This is a genomic window from Leclercia sp. M50 (assembly GCF_037150775.1).
Classification (GTDB): domain Bacteria; phylum Pseudomonadota; class Gammaproteobacteria; order Enterobacterales; family Enterobacteriaceae; genus Enterobacter.
In genome coordinates this window covers 1-15,249 of record NZ_JBBCPK010000100.1, presented here as the reverse complement: position 1 = coordinate 15,249, position 15,249 = coordinate 1, and the positions used below count along the sequence as shown (strand labels likewise).

The 15,249-nt window shown below is 58.4% G+C and carries 16 protein-coding genes; 9 read left to right on the top strand and 7 right to left on the bottom strand.

Translation table 11 applies throughout. The features are described 5' to 3' along the window. Positions 1 to 631 precede the first annotated feature (631 nt). Positions 632 to 1,546, top strand: coding sequence for a DNA-binding transcriptional repressor CitR (citR, locus tag WFM46_RS19580; RefSeq protein ID WP_336998304.1), 915 nt, complete (start codon positions 632 to 634; stop codon positions 1,544 to 1,546). Positions 1,547 to 1,655: 109 nt separating this feature from the next. Here the strand turns inward: citR and WFM46_RS19575 are convergent, their stop codons facing one another. Beyond that, the gene (locus tag WFM46_RS19575; RefSeq protein ID WP_336998303.1) at positions 1,656 to 2,816 is read right to left on the bottom strand and encodes a pyridoxal phosphate-dependent aminotransferase; all 1,161 of its coding nucleotides are present in this window, start codon (positions 2,814 to 2,816) and stop codon (positions 1,656 to 1,658) included. Positions 2,817 to 2,940: 124 nt separating this feature from the next. Here WFM46_RS19575 and WFM46_RS19570 point away from each other — a divergent pair, with 124 nt between their 5' ends. Genes WFM46_RS19570 through WFM46_RS19560 form a run of 3 tightly spaced genes read left to right on the top strand, consistent with a single transcriptional unit; the run spans position 2,941 to position 4,780 of the window. Continuing rightward, positions 2,941 to 3,555 carry a methylthioribulose 1-phosphate dehydratase gene (locus WFM46_RS19570; protein ID WP_336998302.1) on the top strand — a complete coding sequence of 205 codons (615 nt, stop codon included), beginning with the start codon at positions 2,941 to 2,943 and terminating at the stop codon, positions 3,553 to 3,555. Then, the gene (gene mtnC, locus WFM46_RS19565; RefSeq protein ID WP_336998301.1) at positions 3,552 to 4,241 is read left to right on the top strand and encodes an acireductone synthase; all 690 of its coding nucleotides are present in this window, start codon (positions 3,552 to 3,554) and stop codon (positions 4,239 to 4,241) included. Before WFM46_RS19570 ends, mtnC begins: the two co-directional genes overlap by 4 nt. Further along, positions 4,238 to 4,780: a 1,2-dihydroxy-3-keto-5-methylthiopentene dioxygenase gene (locus WFM46_RS19560; RefSeq protein ID WP_156654082.1), complete on the top strand. Its 543-nt coding sequence runs from the start codon at positions 4,238 to 4,240 to the stop codon at positions 4,778 to 4,780. The genes mtnC and WFM46_RS19560 overlap by 4 nt, the downstream gene beginning before the upstream one ends. Positions 4,781 to 4,867: 87 nt before the next feature. Here the strand turns inward: WFM46_RS19560 and mtnA are convergent, their stop codons facing one another. Further along, positions 4,868 to 5,896 carry an S-methyl-5-thioribose-1-phosphate isomerase gene (gene mtnA / locus WFM46_RS19555; RefSeq protein WP_336998300.1) on the bottom strand — a complete coding sequence of 343 codons (1,029 nt, stop codon included), beginning with the start codon at positions 5,894 to 5,896 and terminating at the stop codon, positions 4,868 to 4,870. Between the two features lie 105 nt (positions 5,897 to 6,001). On the opposite strand from mtnA, the gene mtnK reads away from it, so the two are divergent. Further along, the gene (gene mtnK / locus WFM46_RS19550; RefSeq protein WP_336998299.1) at positions 6,002 to 7,201 is read left to right on the top strand and encodes an S-methyl-5-thioribose kinase; all 1,200 of its coding nucleotides are present in this window, start codon (positions 6,002 to 6,004) and stop codon (positions 7,199 to 7,201) included. Between the two features lie 91 nt (positions 7,202 to 7,292). Here the strand turns inward: mtnK and WFM46_RS19545 are convergent, their stop codons facing one another. From WFM46_RS19545 to WFM46_RS19530, 4 genes are all read right to left on the bottom strand, one after another. Then, entirely contained in the window at positions 7,293 to 8,534 is a 1,242-nt protein-coding gene (locus tag WFM46_RS19545; RefSeq protein WP_336998298.1) for an LVIVD repeat-containing protein, read from the bottom strand. Between the two features lie 85 nt (positions 8,535 to 8,619). Further along, the gene (locus WFM46_RS19540; protein WP_156654080.1) at positions 8,620 to 9,684 is read right to left on the bottom strand and encodes a sugar ABC transporter substrate-binding protein; all 1,065 of its coding nucleotides are present in this window, start codon (positions 9,682 to 9,684) and stop codon (positions 8,620 to 8,622) included. Positions 9,685 to 9,704: 20 nt separating this feature from the next. After that, positions 9,705 to 10,700 (bottom strand): ABC transporter permease, encoded by a 996-nt coding sequence (locus WFM46_RS19535; protein ID WP_336998297.1) that lies wholly within the window; start codon positions 10,698 to 10,700, stop codon positions 9,705 to 9,707. Beyond that, positions 10,697 to 12,199, bottom strand: coding sequence for a sugar ABC transporter ATP-binding protein (locus tag WFM46_RS19530; RefSeq protein WP_336998296.1), 1,503 nt, complete (start codon positions 12,197 to 12,199; stop codon positions 10,697 to 10,699). The genes WFM46_RS19535 and WFM46_RS19530 overlap by 4 nt, the downstream gene beginning before the upstream one ends. A 158-nt stretch (positions 12,200 to 12,357) precedes the next feature. Between WFM46_RS19530 and WFM46_RS19525 the strand changes: the two genes are divergently transcribed. The 4 genes from WFM46_RS19525 (at position 12,358) to WFM46_RS19510 (ending at position 15,132) form a co-directional block, all read left to right on the top strand. Further along, positions 12,358 to 13,455, top strand: a complete 1,098-nt coding sequence (locus WFM46_RS19525; protein WP_336998295.1) for an oxidoreductase — start codon at positions 12,358 to 12,360, stop codon at positions 13,453 to 13,455. A 61-nt stretch (positions 13,456 to 13,516) separates the two neighbouring features. Next, the gene (locus WFM46_RS19520) at positions 13,517 to 14,260 is read left to right on the top strand and encodes an SDR family NAD(P)-dependent oxidoreductase (protein ID WP_114315651.1); all 744 of its coding nucleotides are present in this window, start codon (positions 13,517 to 13,519) and stop codon (positions 14,258 to 14,260) included. A 190-nt stretch (positions 14,261 to 14,450) separates the two neighbouring features. Then, on the top strand, positions 14,451 to 14,747 hold the full coding sequence (locus WFM46_RS19515; RefSeq protein ID WP_336998294.1) for a type II toxin-antitoxin system RelE family toxin: 297 nt from the start codon (positions 14,451 to 14,453) through the stop codon (positions 14,745 to 14,747). Continuing rightward, a complete protein-coding gene (locus WFM46_RS19510; RefSeq protein WP_180210043.1) occupies positions 14,728 to 15,132 on the top strand; it encodes a helix-turn-helix domain-containing protein in 405 nt (134 codons plus the stop codon). The genes WFM46_RS19515 and WFM46_RS19510 overlap by 20 nt, the downstream gene beginning before the upstream one ends. On the opposite strand, the gene WFM46_RS19505 is transcribed toward WFM46_RS19510, so the two are convergent. Then, positions 15,129 to 15,249: YbdD/YjiX family protein (locus WFM46_RS19505; RefSeq protein WP_336998305.1), on the bottom strand; the 121-nt coding region annotated here is incomplete at its 5' end. The two genes, WFM46_RS19510 and WFM46_RS19505, sit on opposite strands and share 4 nt — an antisense overlap.

Sequence of the window (15,249 nt, the reverse complement as noted above, 5' to 3'; positions counted from 1 at the left end):
TCAGCGATACCTAACAACCTTTCACAAGAAACTGCGTGAACTAAAAAAGTAAAAAGGCCGCCTTGACGGCGGCCCTGATACCTGAGCTACCCGGGGGTAACATCAGTGCCAGCCGAAGCTGGCGATGTGTTGCGCTCTACATGACCTTTAGTCAGGTCGTGACAGCAAAGGGGATTACACCACCCCCTCAACGAAAGGGCAATTCGCTGACAGGGTAATAATACCTATGGCTGTGATAGGTTTTACCGAACCCGCGCTTTGCGAGTGATTTTATAGGGGATCATGGATAAGCCAGGCGCAGCGGCCACGCTGGCGCGCTGTTATACGAATAGCCAGAATGAATTACAGCAGGTGGCCAGCCTGGCGAATAAGGAACAGCTTAATAGGATGATGAGTAAGCCTTAATACCTGACTGGCAGCGGAATAGCAACGCTTTTGCCCGCCTTTTTATGGTGAAAATTACTATAATAATTGTTCGGCCTTTATTTAATTAATTTGCAGCCATGATATATTAAGTTGAAATTTAAATTATCTTAAGTTATCCGATCAAATGGATGATGAATGGCAAACTTACTTCTATAGTTATTATTTATATGATAATGCCATTCAGAGAGCTTACTCAGGACGAATCATGGCTAACCTTTACGATTTGAAAAAATTTGACCTTAATCTGTTGGTGATTTTTGAGTGCATTTACCAGCATCTCAGTATCAGCAAAGCAGCAGAAACGCTATTTATTACCCCCTCTGCGGTGAGCCAGTCACTGCAACGATTACGTAATCAGCTGAACGATCCGCTGTTTATCCGCTCCGGTAAAGGCATCTCCCCGACGACGGTGGGGGTCAATTTACATATGCATCTCGAACAAAATCTGAATAGTATCGAGCAGACGATCAATATCATGCATGGCTCGGCGCTGAAGAAGAACTTTGTCATCTACTGCCCGCAGGTCATGACGAGAAGCCCATTGATCGCATCGATGAAACTGTTGATGCGTGAGCATAATTATGAAATTGAATACCACGACATGTTGCTGGCGACCGACTCGGCGGAAGACCTGTTAGCCTACCGTAAAGCTGACCTGGTCTTCTCTTTCGCCCCGATAGCCAACCGGTCGATTGTCTGCACTCGCTACCTCGATTTACCCGTGGTGACGGTATGTCGTCAGGATCACCCGCGCATCGGCTCGGTTGCCACTCAGGAAGAACTGAGTAAGGAAAAATACACTTGCTTTATGAGTGAAGAACCGGGCGTTAAAGTCTTTCAGATGCAGGCAGAAAACTCGTTTCCGGACAGGAAAATCGCTTTCCGCTGTGACTCCTTTTTTTCACTGATTATGATGATAGGTTCATCAAACTTACTTGGCTTTATGCCTGAGGCGGTATATGAACAGTATCGTGAGGCATTTAATCTGAAAAAAATTGAGGTCCCTTTTACCTTACCCACCCTGAATGTTTATATGCTGTATAACCGCACGGCATTAAATAGCAACGTATTCTCTACTTTTGTCGAGCAAGTGAGTGCCGAGGGTTTTCAGTATGAGTAACAAGGTCTGATGGAAATTGAATCACACTGTTAATACTATTACAAAATAAATACGCAGAAATTATTTTATAATTCTGCGTATTAGAACCCACTGATTTATATTTATTTTATTATAATTTGTTCAGCTGTTCTGCCGCCGCCAGTAATGTCGTCTCCTGCTTGGCAAAACAGAGGCGAATAAGTTTATGCGGGAACGGGTCAGCACAGAATACCGACAGCGGGATCGCCGCCACCCCTACCTCTTTGGTTAACCATTGGCAAAAACTGACGTCATCCAGATCGGAGATGGCACTGTAGTCCGCCAGCAGGAAATAGGTCCCTTCGCAGGGCAGAATTTCCAGACGACTTTCACTCAACGCCCCGATAAAGCGATCCCGGCGGGCGCGATAAAAGTCCGGCAGCTCACGGTAATGTTCCGGCTGGTGGCGCAGCATATCAGCAATTGCCAGCTGTGCCGGGGTATTGACCGCAAACGTCAGGAACTGATGCACCTTACGCAGTTCGGCGCTGATCGCCGCAGGCGCCACGCAGTACCCCACTTTCCAGCCGGTCATATGGAACGTTTTGCCAAAAGAGGAGACGGCAACGGCCCGCTCGCGCAGCTGCGGATGCGCAAGCACGCTGGCATGCCCCGCCTCTGCAAAGCAGATATGCTCGTACACTTCATCGCTCAGCACATAGATTTCGCGTTCCGCAATGGCCTGCCAGAGCGCGGCGAAATCCGCCTGCTGCCATACCGTCGCAGAGGGATTGTGCGGCGTGTTCAAAATAACCAGCCGGGTTTTCTCACTGAGCAGTGCCGCGAAGGCCTGCCAGTCCGGGCGGAAGTGCGGCGGCTGGAGCGCCACGCGCTTTACCACCCCACCCGATAACGCAATCGCCGGGGCATAGCTGTCGTAGCTTGGGTCAAAGCAGATGACCTCGTCGCCGGTACGCACCAGGGCGGTGATTGCGGCGTAGAGGGCCTCAGTCGCCCCGGCGGTGACGGTGATGTCGCTATTAGCATCCGGTTGATAGCCATACAGTTCCGCGGTTTTATCGGCAATCGCTTCGCGCAGCGGTTGCGCCCCCGTCATCGGCGCATACTGGTTCGCACCGTTCGCCACATGCCAGGCCAGACGTTCCTGAAGGTAGTCCGGGCCATCGAAATCGGGAAAACCCTGCGACAGATTTATGGCGTTGTATTGCTGCGCCAGAGCGCTCATTTGCGTGAAGATCGTGGTGCCGAGAGCCGGAAGTTTGCTGTCTGGAATCAAGAGGTTATTACGCATGTCGACGGACCTGTATGTAATACATATGTTGCTGCCACTATAACACGATGTTAGTATTTGGCAATCAAGACGCTTAGACGTCTAAACCATAATGATATTCCTGGCCGAAGAGGTAAGAAGGAAGATGACAGACGACCTGCGACTCACAGCCCTGGTGGATGCCTGCCACTGGATCGGCGCAAAGGGATGGGCACCCGCCACCGGGGGCAATATGTCCGTGCGGCAGGATGAGACCTGGTGCTGGCTCAGCGAATCCGGTAAAGACAAAGGCAGCCTGACGTCCGCTGATTTCCTGCAGGTTGAGATTGCCACCAACCGCGCCCCCTCCGGGCGTAAGCCTTCCGCAGAAACTGGCCTGCATACTCTGATTTATCGCCTCTTCCCGGAGGCCAACGCGGTGCTGCATGTGCATACGGTCAACGCCACGGTGCTCTCCCGACTGGTGAAAGCGCCGGAGCTACGCCTCAGCGGCTTTGAGATGCAGAAATCACTCCGCGGCCAGACCAGCCACCTCGATACGGTGCCCATCGCCGTGTTTGATAACGACCAGGATATCGACGCCCTGGCCTCGAGAATCGCCCATTACGCCCGGGAGCGCCCGCTGAATTATGGTTTTCTTCTGCGCGGTCATGGCTTAACCTGCTGGGGACGCGACGTGGCCGAAGCCCGGCGTCACCTTGAAGGCCTCGAATTCCTGTTCGAGTGCGAGATGCGTTTACGACAACTGGAGAGAGTATGATTCGCGCGATTGTGACGGATATTGAAGGCACCACCAGCGATATTCGTTTTGTCCATAATGTCCTGTTCCCCTATGCGCGCGAGCGGCTGGCGGCCTTTATCAACGCCCAGCAGTATGCCGAACCGGTCAACACCATTCTGGACAATCTGCGCGAAGAGATTGCCCGGCCGCAGGCCAGCACCCGGGATCTGATTGAGACCCTGTTCACCTTTATGGATGACGATCGCAAATCGACAGCGCTCAAAGCGTTGCAGGGGATCATCTGGCGGGAGGGTTACGTCAACGGTGACTTCACCGGCCATCTCTATCCGGACGTTCTGCCCTCTCTCGAAAAATGGAAAGCGCAGGGCATTGATCTCTATGTTTATTCCTCCGGCTCCGTGGCGGCGCAGAAACTGTTATTTGGCTACAGCGATGAAGGTGATATTACTCATCTGTTCAGCGGCTATTTTGATACCCACATAGGTGCCAAGCGCGAGGTAGCGTCTTATCAGAATATTGCGGCCCAGATTGGCGCAGCCCCCTCGCAGATCCTCTTCCTGTCGGATATTCATCAGGAGCTGGATGCCGCGGAACAGGCCGGTTTCCGCACCCTGCAGCTGATTCGCGGCGATGAGGACGGGGCCAGCCATCACCATCAGGTGCATCAGTTTGACGACATCAATCCGGAGCAGATCCCTTCATGAGCGCATTGACCATTTATTCAGATAAAGAAGCCAGCCAGCCGGAGTGGCACAGCACCGACGCTGAGGCGATCCAGCAGCAGCTGAACGCCCGCGGCGTCCGCTTTGAGCGCTGGGAAGCCGACCGCGATCTGGGCCGCGATCCGTCGCCGGAGACGGTGATTAATGCCTACCAGCACGCCATCGATAAGCTGGTGGCGGAAAAGGGCTACCAGAGCTGGGATGTCATCAGCCTGCGCGCGGATAACCCGCAGAAAGAGGCCCTGCGGGCGAAGTTTCTCAATGAACACACCCACGGCGAAGACGAAGTGCGTTTCTTTGTTGAAGGCGCCGGGCTGTTCTGCCTGCACATTGGCGACCAGGTCTGTCAGGTGTTATGCGAGAAGAACGACCTGATCTCCGTTCCCGCCGGTACGCCGCACTGGTTTGATATGGGCTCTGAGCCGAACTTTACCGCAATCCGGATTTTCGATAACCCGGAAGGCTGGGTGGCGCAGTTTACGGGCGACGCGATAGCAGATAGCTATCCGAGATTGCCGTAGCACCATGCCCTGCCCGGCGGCGCTGCGCTTGCACGGGCCTACAAACGGTTTGCAGGCCGGGTAAGCGTTAGCGCCACCCGGCATTATTCAGACCGCACCCTTGCCAAAAAATCCCTTCGCCACCTCTTCCGGCCGCACCACGCCCGTATCCAGCACCCACCCACTTATCAGTGACGCTGGCGTGACGTCGAACGCCGGGTTATAGACCTGTGCGTCAGTGGGCGCCCACTGCACCGCACCGAAGCTCCCCGCCACGCCGGTCACTTCCCGGGCATCGCGCTGTTCAATGGGGATCGCCTCCCCGTTCGGGCAGTTCGGATCGAGCGTGGTTTGCGGGGCAGCCACATAGAACGGAATACCGTGGAATTTCGCCAGTACCGCCAGGGAGTAGGTGCCGATTTTGTTCGCCACATCGCCGTTAGCGGCAATGCGATCCGCTCCCACCCATACCGCGTCCACCTGGCCTTTGGCCATCAGGCTGGCGGCCATTGAATCGGTGATCAGACTATACGGCACGCCCAGCTCACCCAGCTCCCAGGCCGTCAGCCTGCCGCCCTGCAACAGCGGACGGGTCTCATCCACCCAGACGTTGCTGACCTTGCCCTGCTGATGGGCAAGGGCAATCACCCCCAGCGCGGTGCCCACACCGGCGGTCGCCAGGCCACCGGTATTGCAATGGGTGAGCAGGCGGCTGCCGGGCTTCACCAGCGCGCTGCCTGCATGGGCAATCGCGTCGCAGAGCTGCTTATCTTCGTCGATCAGGCGCAGCGCCTCTGCCACCAGCGCCGGGACAAAATCCTCCTGCCACAGCGCCAGTTTCATACGGTCGAGATTGTTCATCAGGTTGACCGCGGTCGGACGCGAGGCGCGCAGCGTCTCCAGCGCCACCGCCAGTTCATCCCGGCTATGGCCGTTTTCCGCCAGCAGCGCCAACAGCAGGCTGGCAGAAAGCCCAATCAGCGGCGCGCCCCGCACGCGCAGGGCGTGAATATGTCCCACCAGCGCCTCTACCGTTGTCGCATCCAGCCAGCGTTTCTCCTGCGGAAGCGCCTGTTGGTCGAGAATAAATAGCTGATTTTCCGTCACCCGCAGGCTGGTCGTCTGTAATCTCTGCATGTCGTTAATTCTCTGTTGCGTTGTTGTAGCACATTGTGTCAGGATAAAATTCAGATGTATAGACGTCTAAATGTCTTTATTACCGGAACAGATGAGGAACAGGCAATGTCGCAATACCATACCTTTACCGCTCAGGACGCCGTAGCGTATGCCCAACAGTTTGGCGGCCTCGACGATCCCGCCTCGCTGGTAGAGGCGCAGGAGGTAGGCGACGGTAACCTCAATCTGGTGTTTAAAATTTTCGATAACCAGGGCGTCAGCCGCATCATCGTTAAGCAGGCCCTGCCCTACGTGCGCTGCGTGGGAGAGTCCTGGCCGCTGACGCTGGATCGCGCCCGCCTCGAAGCGCAAACTCTGGTGGGGCACTATCAGCACAGCCCGCAGCATACGGTCAAAATCCACCACTTCGACCCGGATCTGGCGGTGATGGTGATGGAAGATCTCTCCAGCCATAAGATCTGGCGCGGGGAGCTGATTAACAATGTGTTTTACCCCCAGGCAGCACGTCAGCTGGGGGAGTACCTCGCTCACGCCCTGTTCCACACCAGCGATTTTTACCTGCACCCGCATACCAAAAAAGCGCAGGTGGCGAAGTTCCTCAACCCGGCGATGTGCGAGATCACCGAAGATCTCTTCTTCAACGATCCGTACCAGATCCACGCGCGTAATAACTACCCGGCGGCGCTGGAAAGTGATGTGGCCGCCCTGCGCGAAGATGCCCAGTTGAAAATTGCCGTCGCCGCCCTGAAACACCGCTTCTTCTCCCAGGCCGAAGCGCTGCTGCACGGCGACATTCACAGCGGCTCGATTTTTGTCGCCGAGGGCAGCCTGAAAGCCATTGACGCCGAGTTCGGTTATTTCGGCCCGATTGGATTTGATATCGGTACCGCCATCGGCAACCTGCTGCTGAACTTCTGCGGCCTGCCGGGCCACCTTGGCATCCGGGATGCAGCGGCCGGGCGTGAACAGCGCCTGATCGATATCCAGGAACTCTGGAATACCTTCGCGGAACGTTTCCAGGAGCTGGCAACGGAGAAATCCCGCGATGCGGCGCTCAGCGTGCCGGGTTATGCCAGCGCGTTTCTGAAAAAGGTCTGGCACGACGCGATTGGCTTCTGCGGCACCGAGCTGATCCGCCGCAGCGTGGGCCTGTCACACGTGGCGGATATCGACACCATCCGTGATGACGAGATGCGCCACGAATGCCTGCGCCACGCCATTACGCTCGGTAAAGCGTTAATCGTCATTGCCGACCGTATCGACAGCGTGGATGAGCTGGTGGCGCGGGTGCGTCAGTACAGTTAGGTGCGGTCTGTTTGCCCGGTGGCGCTAACGCTTACCGGGCCTACGATTCGAATGTAGGCCCGGTAAGGCGAAGCCGCCACCCGGCAAAAACTCAACCTAAATACTCAATTACCGACAGCCCGCCGTTGTAGTCGGTGCTGTAGATAATCCCCTGGGCATCGACAAACAGATCGCAGGACTGGATCACCAGCGGGCGGTTGGGTCGCGTATCCATCATTTTCTCCGGTGCGGCAGGCACCAGCGCCCCGGTTTCCACCGGACGATAGGGATCGGAGATATCATAGGCGCGCACCCCGGCGTTCTGGTAGGTGGCAAAAATCAGCGTTGAGCTGACAAAGCTCCCGGGGCGGTTCTCATGCAAATTGTGCGGCCCGAAATGCGCCCCTTTCGCCACATAATCCCGCTCGTTTGGCTGCGGGAAGGTCGCGATGCTGACCGGGTTCGACGGCTCGCGAATATCAAAAAGCCAGATCAGCTTCTCGCCATCCTCCTGATTGTCGAGCACCGCTTCATCCAGCACCACCAGCAGATCCCGGTCCGGCAGCGGCAGCGCGGTGTGGGTGCCGCCACCAAACGGCGGGCTCCAGTTGCGATGGCTGATCAATTTCGGCTGGCTGCGATCCTTTACATCCAGCAAGGTCAGGCCGCCGTCGCGCCAGCTGCCGTATGCAGTATCCCCGGCGATGATGGCGTGATGCAGGGCGTAGCGTTTGCCTTCCGGCCAGTTGGGGGTCTCCCCTGCCGCCTGGTTCATCCCCGGCAGCCACCAGCGCCCCGCCACTTCGGGTTTGCGCGGGTCCGCCAGATCGATGGTCAGGAAAATGTAATCGGTAAAGCCGTCGATCAGCGCCGAGACGTAGGCCCAGCGTCCGCCCACGTACCAGATGCGGTGAATGCCGATGCCGCTTAGCGACAGGAAGCTGATTTCCCGCGGTTTATCCGGAGTGGAGATATCAAAGATGCGCAGCCCGGCGCTCCAGCCTTTGTCCTGCACGTCGCTGACCGTCTCCCCCACCTGGCGGGTGTAGTAGACCTTTTCGTCAGCAAAGCGGGCATCGGCAAACAGATCCCGGGCGTTGATCACCAGCAGCAGATCGTCATGGGCCTGCAGATGCACGTTCCAGGTGCCCGGCGGTGCAGGCACATAGCCCGCCGCCTTCGGGTTCTTCGGATCGCGCACGTCGACGATGGAAAAGCCCTGCGACACCATATGCCCAATATAGGCGAAGCCGCGATGCACCATCAGTTGCACGCCGTCCGGGCGTCCGCCCTGGTCGCTGTGGCCGATTAAGCGCATATTGCGGCTGTATTCGGGGGTGGGTAATGCGGTCACGCAACCTCCTGTTGCCCGGTGGCGCTGCGCTTACCGGGCCTACTGTCCGTAGGACGGGTAAGGCGCAGCCGCCACCCGGCAAAGTTTATTTAGCCTTCGCTTCCAGCGTCGCGAACCATGGGGCGATAAAATCGTCGGTCTGGCCCCAGCCTGGAATGATTTTGCCTAAAGAGGCCACGTTCACCGCACCCGGCTGGGCCGACAGCAGCGCCTGCGGAATAGCCGCGGCTTTAAAGTCATAGGTCGCAGGCGTCGCTTCTCCGGCAATTTTATTGGCGATCAGACGCACGTTCGTCGCGCCAATCAGCTTCGGATCGACCGCCACGCTCACCACCCACGGGCTGCCCGCTTCGCGCATCAGCTGCAGATCCTGGTTGGAGATATCGATGCTGTAGAGTTTGATCTCGGTGCGGCCATTCTCTTTCAGCGCTTTATAAGCGCCCTGGCTGAAGGCATCCCAGGTGCCCCAGATAGCGTCGATCTTGCCTTTCGGGTATTTCGCCAGCACCGCGCCCACCTTGTTGGCGGTGTCGCCCTGCACATCGGACGATACCGCCCCGATGGACTCCAGCTCTTTAATGCCCGGGTTCGCCTTCAGCAGCGCCTGGTAAGCGGTCTGACGGCGCTCCATCGGCGGGAAGCCCGCCACCCACAGCTTGATGATGTTGGCCTTGCCGTTGAAATCCTTCACCAGCTGGCCGAACGAGAGGTTGGTCAGGGAGGCGTCATCCTGCTGGGTCACCGTCACGCCCGGGATCTCGCCGTTAACCGCGGTATCAAACACCGCCACCTTGATCCCGGCATCCACCGCCTTTTTCACCAGCGCGGTGGAGTACGGGTCACGCCCCTGAGAGAGAATAATCCCGTCATACTTCTGGCTGATGGCCTGGTTAACGAAGTCCTGGAATTTGGCATCGTCGCCGTTGCTTAAAAAGGTGCTGACCTTAAAGCCGAGCTTTTTCCCTTCCTGAATCGCCCCGGCCACAAACTGGGTGGTGTTGTCGTCGGAGCCGAGGTTGCGGATCACCGCGATGCGGATCTGCCCGTCATGGTTGGCAATCGCCGCCGGCACCGGCGCAGGGGTTGCCGCATAGCCCGGCAGTGAACTCAGTAATCCCAGCGTCAGCAAAGAGAGTGCAACTTTTTTCATTCTGTTATCCCGTTGTGTTGTTAGCGTTTTTGTACGTACGTCATCGCCAGTGCCACCGCAAGCACCAGCCCTTTTATAATGTCCATGGCGTAATAGGGTACTGAGAGCATCACCAGCCCGTTGGAGAGCACCCCGAGGATCACCGCCCCTACCAGGGTGCCCAGCGCGTTCGGTTTACCGGAGCCCGCCAGCGAAAAGCCGATCCACGCCGCCGCCACCGCATCCATTAGATAGCCGCCGCCGGCATTCACCTGCGAGGAGCCAATGCGCGAGGCGAGCAGAATCCCGCCCAGCCCCGCCAGCAGCGAAGCGATCACATAGGCCGCCACCTTGTAGCGGGTGGTGCGGATCCCGGATAAGCGCGCCGCCTCCGGGTTACCGCCAATGGCATACATCCGGCGACCGTGGGTGGTGAGCGACAGCCCCAGCTGCGCCAGCAGCGTCACCGCCAGCATGATAATGACGATGGTCGGCACCTGCCCCAGCGCGCCAAAGGCTGCCGGAATGGTCCCCTCCGCCATGTCGCCGCTCGGCAGGACCATGTTTTCGGTGATAGACCCGCCGTAGCTGTAGGTCATCGCCACCCCCTGGATCACAAACAGGCTGGCAAGAGTAGCGAGCATGTCGGGAATGCGCAGGATGACGATCAAAAAGGCGTTAAACAGCCCCACCAGGGTGCAGAGCGCCAGAGTGATGAGAATGGATTCGGTGGTGCCAAAGCCATGCCAGACGAAGAGCGAGATCACCAGCGTATTCGCCAGCGACGCCGTCGACCCCACCGAGAGATCAAACCCGCCGATGGTCAGCGAGATGGAGACCCCGACGGCAATCACCGTCACGATGGCGATGGAGCGCAGAATGTTGATGATGTTGTTGGGGTCGAGGAAGTTCTCCGACGCCAGGCCGAAAATGGCCACCAGCGCGACCACCGTCAGCAACATGCCCCATTTATAGAGAAAATCGAAAATGTGCTGACGGCCAGACACCGCCTCGTTGACTGAAAGGGCCTTGCTCACGACGCCGTTCCTCCGGTTGAATAATACAGTAATGTCTCTTCGCGGGCGCTTGCCCCGTCCACTTCCGCCACAATGCGCCCGTCCCACAGCACGCAGATGCGGTCACACAGCCCCACCAGTTCGGCGAACTCGCCCGAGGCGTAAATCACCCCTTTGCCTTCCCGCGCCAGGCCGTCAATAAGCTGGAACAGATCGGTTTTGGCCTTCACGTCCACCCCTTTGGTGGGCTCGTCGAAGATCAGCACCTGGGCGTTGCCGCGCAGCCACTTGCCAATCGCCACTTTTTGCTGGTTGCCACCCGACAGACGGCGCAGTACCTGCCCCGGCCCGCGGGTGCGCACACCCACCCGGGCGATCACCTCTTCCGCCCAGCGCCACGCCTGGCGATGACCAAACAGGCTCCAGCGTGAAAAGGAGTTATCCGCTGACACAGCCAGGTTCATGCTCACCGGCTCATCGATAAAAATGCCCTCTTTACGCCGCTCCTCCGGCACCAGCGCCAGCCCGCGTAGCACGGAGTCTGCCGGGTCGCGCGGCGTCCACGGCTGCTGGTTCAGCTCGCCCTTCGCCACCTGGCTTTTGGTCGCGCCAAAGAGCGCCTTGCAGAGCTCGGTTTTTCCGGCCCCCGCCAGCCCGGCGATACCGAGAATTTCCCCCTTACGCAGATGCAGGGAGATATCCTTCAGCAGCCCTTCGTCGTGCAGCCCTTCCACCCGCAGCAGCGTTTCGACGCTGTGCTTTGGTCGCGCAGGGGGGTAGATATCGGTCAGCGCATGGCCGAGCATCTTCTCGACAATCGCCTCCCCGCTGAGATCGGCCATCGGGCCGGACTCAATCAGCTTGCCGTCACGCAGCACCGTTAAGGTGTCGCAGATCGCCTTCAGCTCATGGATGCGGTGGGAGATAAAGACCACCCCAATCCCCTGCTGTTGCAGGCGGCGCACAACCGTGAACAGCCGCTCGCTTTCGTGGGCATCCAGCGGTGCGGTAGGTTCGTCGAGAATAAGGAAGCGGCAGTGATGGGAGAGCGCCCGCGCCAGCAAAATTTGCTGCTTCTCCGCCAGGGTGCAACTGTCGATGGAACGTCGCACGTCGAGGGAGACGTCGAGCTGCGCCAGCGCCTGCCGGGCCTGCTCCCGCATCGCGCCCCAGCGAAAGCGGTGTCCCGGCTGCGCCAGATGGTCGAGCATGATGTTTTCTGCGATGCTGAGGCCGGGGATCAGCGCCACGTCCACCTCCTGCTGCACCAGGTGGATACCCAGCTGTTTGGCCTCCACCGGCTCACGAATGATGACGGGCTGATTGTTGATGCTGATTTCGCCCGCATAGTGGGCGTGCGTCCCGCACAGCACCGCCATCAGCGTGGATTTCCCGGCGCCGTTCGCGCCCGTGAGCGCGTGCACCGATCCGCCCGTCAGGGTGAAATCCACCTGCGACAACGCCTGAAAGCCAGAAAAAGCCAGGCTGATGCCGCGCATCTCGAGGCGACTGGTTATCATCCGCTGCAATCCTGTATTAATCTTTTGATTTATAGAATTTTTCACAGCACTGGCTGGCTGGCAACGACGGAAAAAGCATAAGATAAAGCAAAATAGTATTAGCCATCCGGATGTCCAGACATAACATCAGGTTAGCGCTTCGCAAAAAGGAAACCCTTATGAGCAACACTGACATCCGCGTCGTTCCCGGCCCGGCAAACTACTACTCCCACCGCGGCGCTCTGGCTCGCCTGGACGATTTTTTTACCCCGGAGCAACTCTCCAGGGCGGTATGGATCTACGGTGAACGCGCCCTGGCCGGGGCCCGTCCGTTCCTGCCGGACAGTTTTGACGCTGCCGGAGCAAAACGGCTGCTCTTTAAAGGCCACTGCAGCAAGCACGATGTGAATCAGCTTGCAGAAGCCTCCGGCGCGGATCGCAGCGTGGTGATTGGCGTCGGCGGCGGCGCGCTGCTGGATACCGCTAAAGCGGTGGCCCGCCGTCTGGGTCTGCCGCTGGTGGCTATTCCCACCATCGCGGCCACCTGCGCGGCATGGACCCCGCTGTCGGTGTGGTACAACGACGCCGGGCAGGCGCTCCATTTTGAGATCTTTGACGATGCCAACTATCTGGTGCTCGTCGAGCCCGAGATCGTCCTCAACGCCCCGGCAGAGTACCTGCTGGCGGGGATCGGCGACACGCTGGCGAAATGGTATGAAGCGGTGGTACTGGCCCCTGAGCCCGAACACCTCCCGCTGACGGTGAGGCTCGGCATTAACGGGGCGCTGGCGATCCGCGACGTGCTGCTGGCGCACAGCGAGCAGGCGTTAGCCGACCAGACGCGGCGCGAGGTGACACGTGAGTTTCATGACGTGGTGGATGCCATTATCGCCGGTGGCGGCATGGTCGGCGGGCTCGGGGAGCGCTACACCCGCGTGGCGGCAGCGCATGCGGTGCATAACGGCTTAACGGTGCTGCCGCAGACCGCGCCATTCCTCCACGGCACCAAGGTGGCGTACGGGATCCTGGTGCAGAGCGCCCTGCTCGGCCAGGATGATGTGCTGCGCGAGCTGGTCGCGGCCTACCAGCGCTTTAACCTGCCCACCACCTTGCGTGAGCTGGAAGTGGACATCCATAACCGCGAGGCGCTGGACCAGGTGATCGCCCATACCCTGCGCCCGGTAGAGTCGATCCATGCCCTGCCGATCGCCCTGACGCCGGAGGTTCTGCGCGCCGCGTTTGAAAAAGTGGAAAACTTCAGCCACCCGGCGCATTGACGCCGGGAACTGGCCCTCTATACCTAATGATGATCATCACCACTCTCGTAACGAGGTCATCATGCAGATCGATTTAACAGGTAAAAAGGCGCTGGTTACCGGTGCCAGTCGTGGGATAGGCCGTGCCATTGCGCTCTCCCTGGCACGCGCCGGTGCCGATGTGGTTATCACCTATGAGAAATCCGCCGATAAAGCCCAGGCCGTCGCGGATGAGATCCGCGCGCTGGGGCGGCACGCCGAGGCGATCCAGGCCGACAGTGCCAGCGCTCAGGCGATTCAGGATGCCGTCACCCAGGCGGCGCGAAGCCTTGGCGGGCTGGATATTCTGGTGAACAACGCCGGGATTGCGCGCGGTGGTCCGCTGGAGACGATGACCCTGGCGGACATTGATGCCCTTATCAACGTCAATATTCGCGGGGTGGTGATCGCCATTCAGGAGGCGCTGGTTCACATGTCCGACGGCGGGCGCATCATCAACATCGGCAGCTGTCTGGCGAACCGCGTCGCCCAGCCGGGCATCGCCGTTTACTCCATGACCAAATCGGCACTTAACTCCCTGACCCGCGGGCTGGCGCGCGATCTCGGACCACGCGGGATCACCGTCAACCTGGTCCACCCTGGCCCCACCCACAGTGATATGAACCCGGAAGATGGCGAGCAGGCGCCCGCCCAGCGTCAGCTTATTGCCCTCGGGCACTACGGGCAGGCAGAGGATGTCGCCGCCGCGGTGACCTTCCTTGCCAGCCCCGCCGCCGGGCAGATCTCCGGCACCGGCCTGGACGTGGACGGCGGGCTGAACGCCTGACGCCTGCTCGCAGAACTGATGTATGCCTCTGTCGTCCGGCAGAGGCGTTTTTGACCCGCCTCGACAAACTCACTTTTGCCGCTTTTTCCGCTCTCCCCCTCGCCCTACAGTACCCCATAAGACATTCGGAATTTATCTAATAATCTTATTATTTCCTTATATTTCATGTGGGCGTACAGTGGAGGTACGGATGAAGATTGTCTGGTCAAAAACCGCGGAGAAACAGTTAGCGAAAATCGATCCCCGCTATCGCTGGCGCATTGCACGCAGGCTGGCGAGTCTGGATGACCACGCCGCTCCCGTGGCAGATATTAAAAAATTGTCCTCACCCGAAAACCACCATCGATTGCGGGTGGGTGATTACAGGGTCATCTACACCCTTGAGAATCAGCAAAATGATACCTGTTATGTGGTATCCGTTAAGCGTCGAACAACAACCACCTATCTTCATGAGGAGCAGATGGAATATGACTGTGCAGTTGATTAAGGATGAAGAGGGAAAAACGCAATATGCCGTCATTCCGTACAGGGACTATCTTCGCATGCGCTTAGCCATGCTGGAGCAGGATGACGACGATGAAAGCGAATGGGAAGACATTCCATACGAATCAGATATCTACGATAGTGTTGGCTTGCCGGGAGAGGTCTGCAACGTAATGCATAGCGAAAATGTCAGCCTGCAGGCGGCCTGGCGCATCTACCGCGGCCTGTCCCAGCAGGAGGTGGCCGACAAGCTGGGCATCAGCCAGTCCGCCGTATCACAGCTGGAAGCCGTGGATTCCCGCCCGCAAAAACGCACCCGCGAAAAGCTGGCGGCCATTTATGGCTGTAAGCAGGAGCAGATCAGCCTCTACTTACCGAAAGAGGGTTAACAGCACTTCGCGCCGCCTTTACCGCCGTAGCGGGCATCCTGGCGATCGCGGAAAAACGCCTCGTAGGTCATCGGCGTCTGGTCAGGATCGTTGACGCGCATATGCTCGACATAGTTG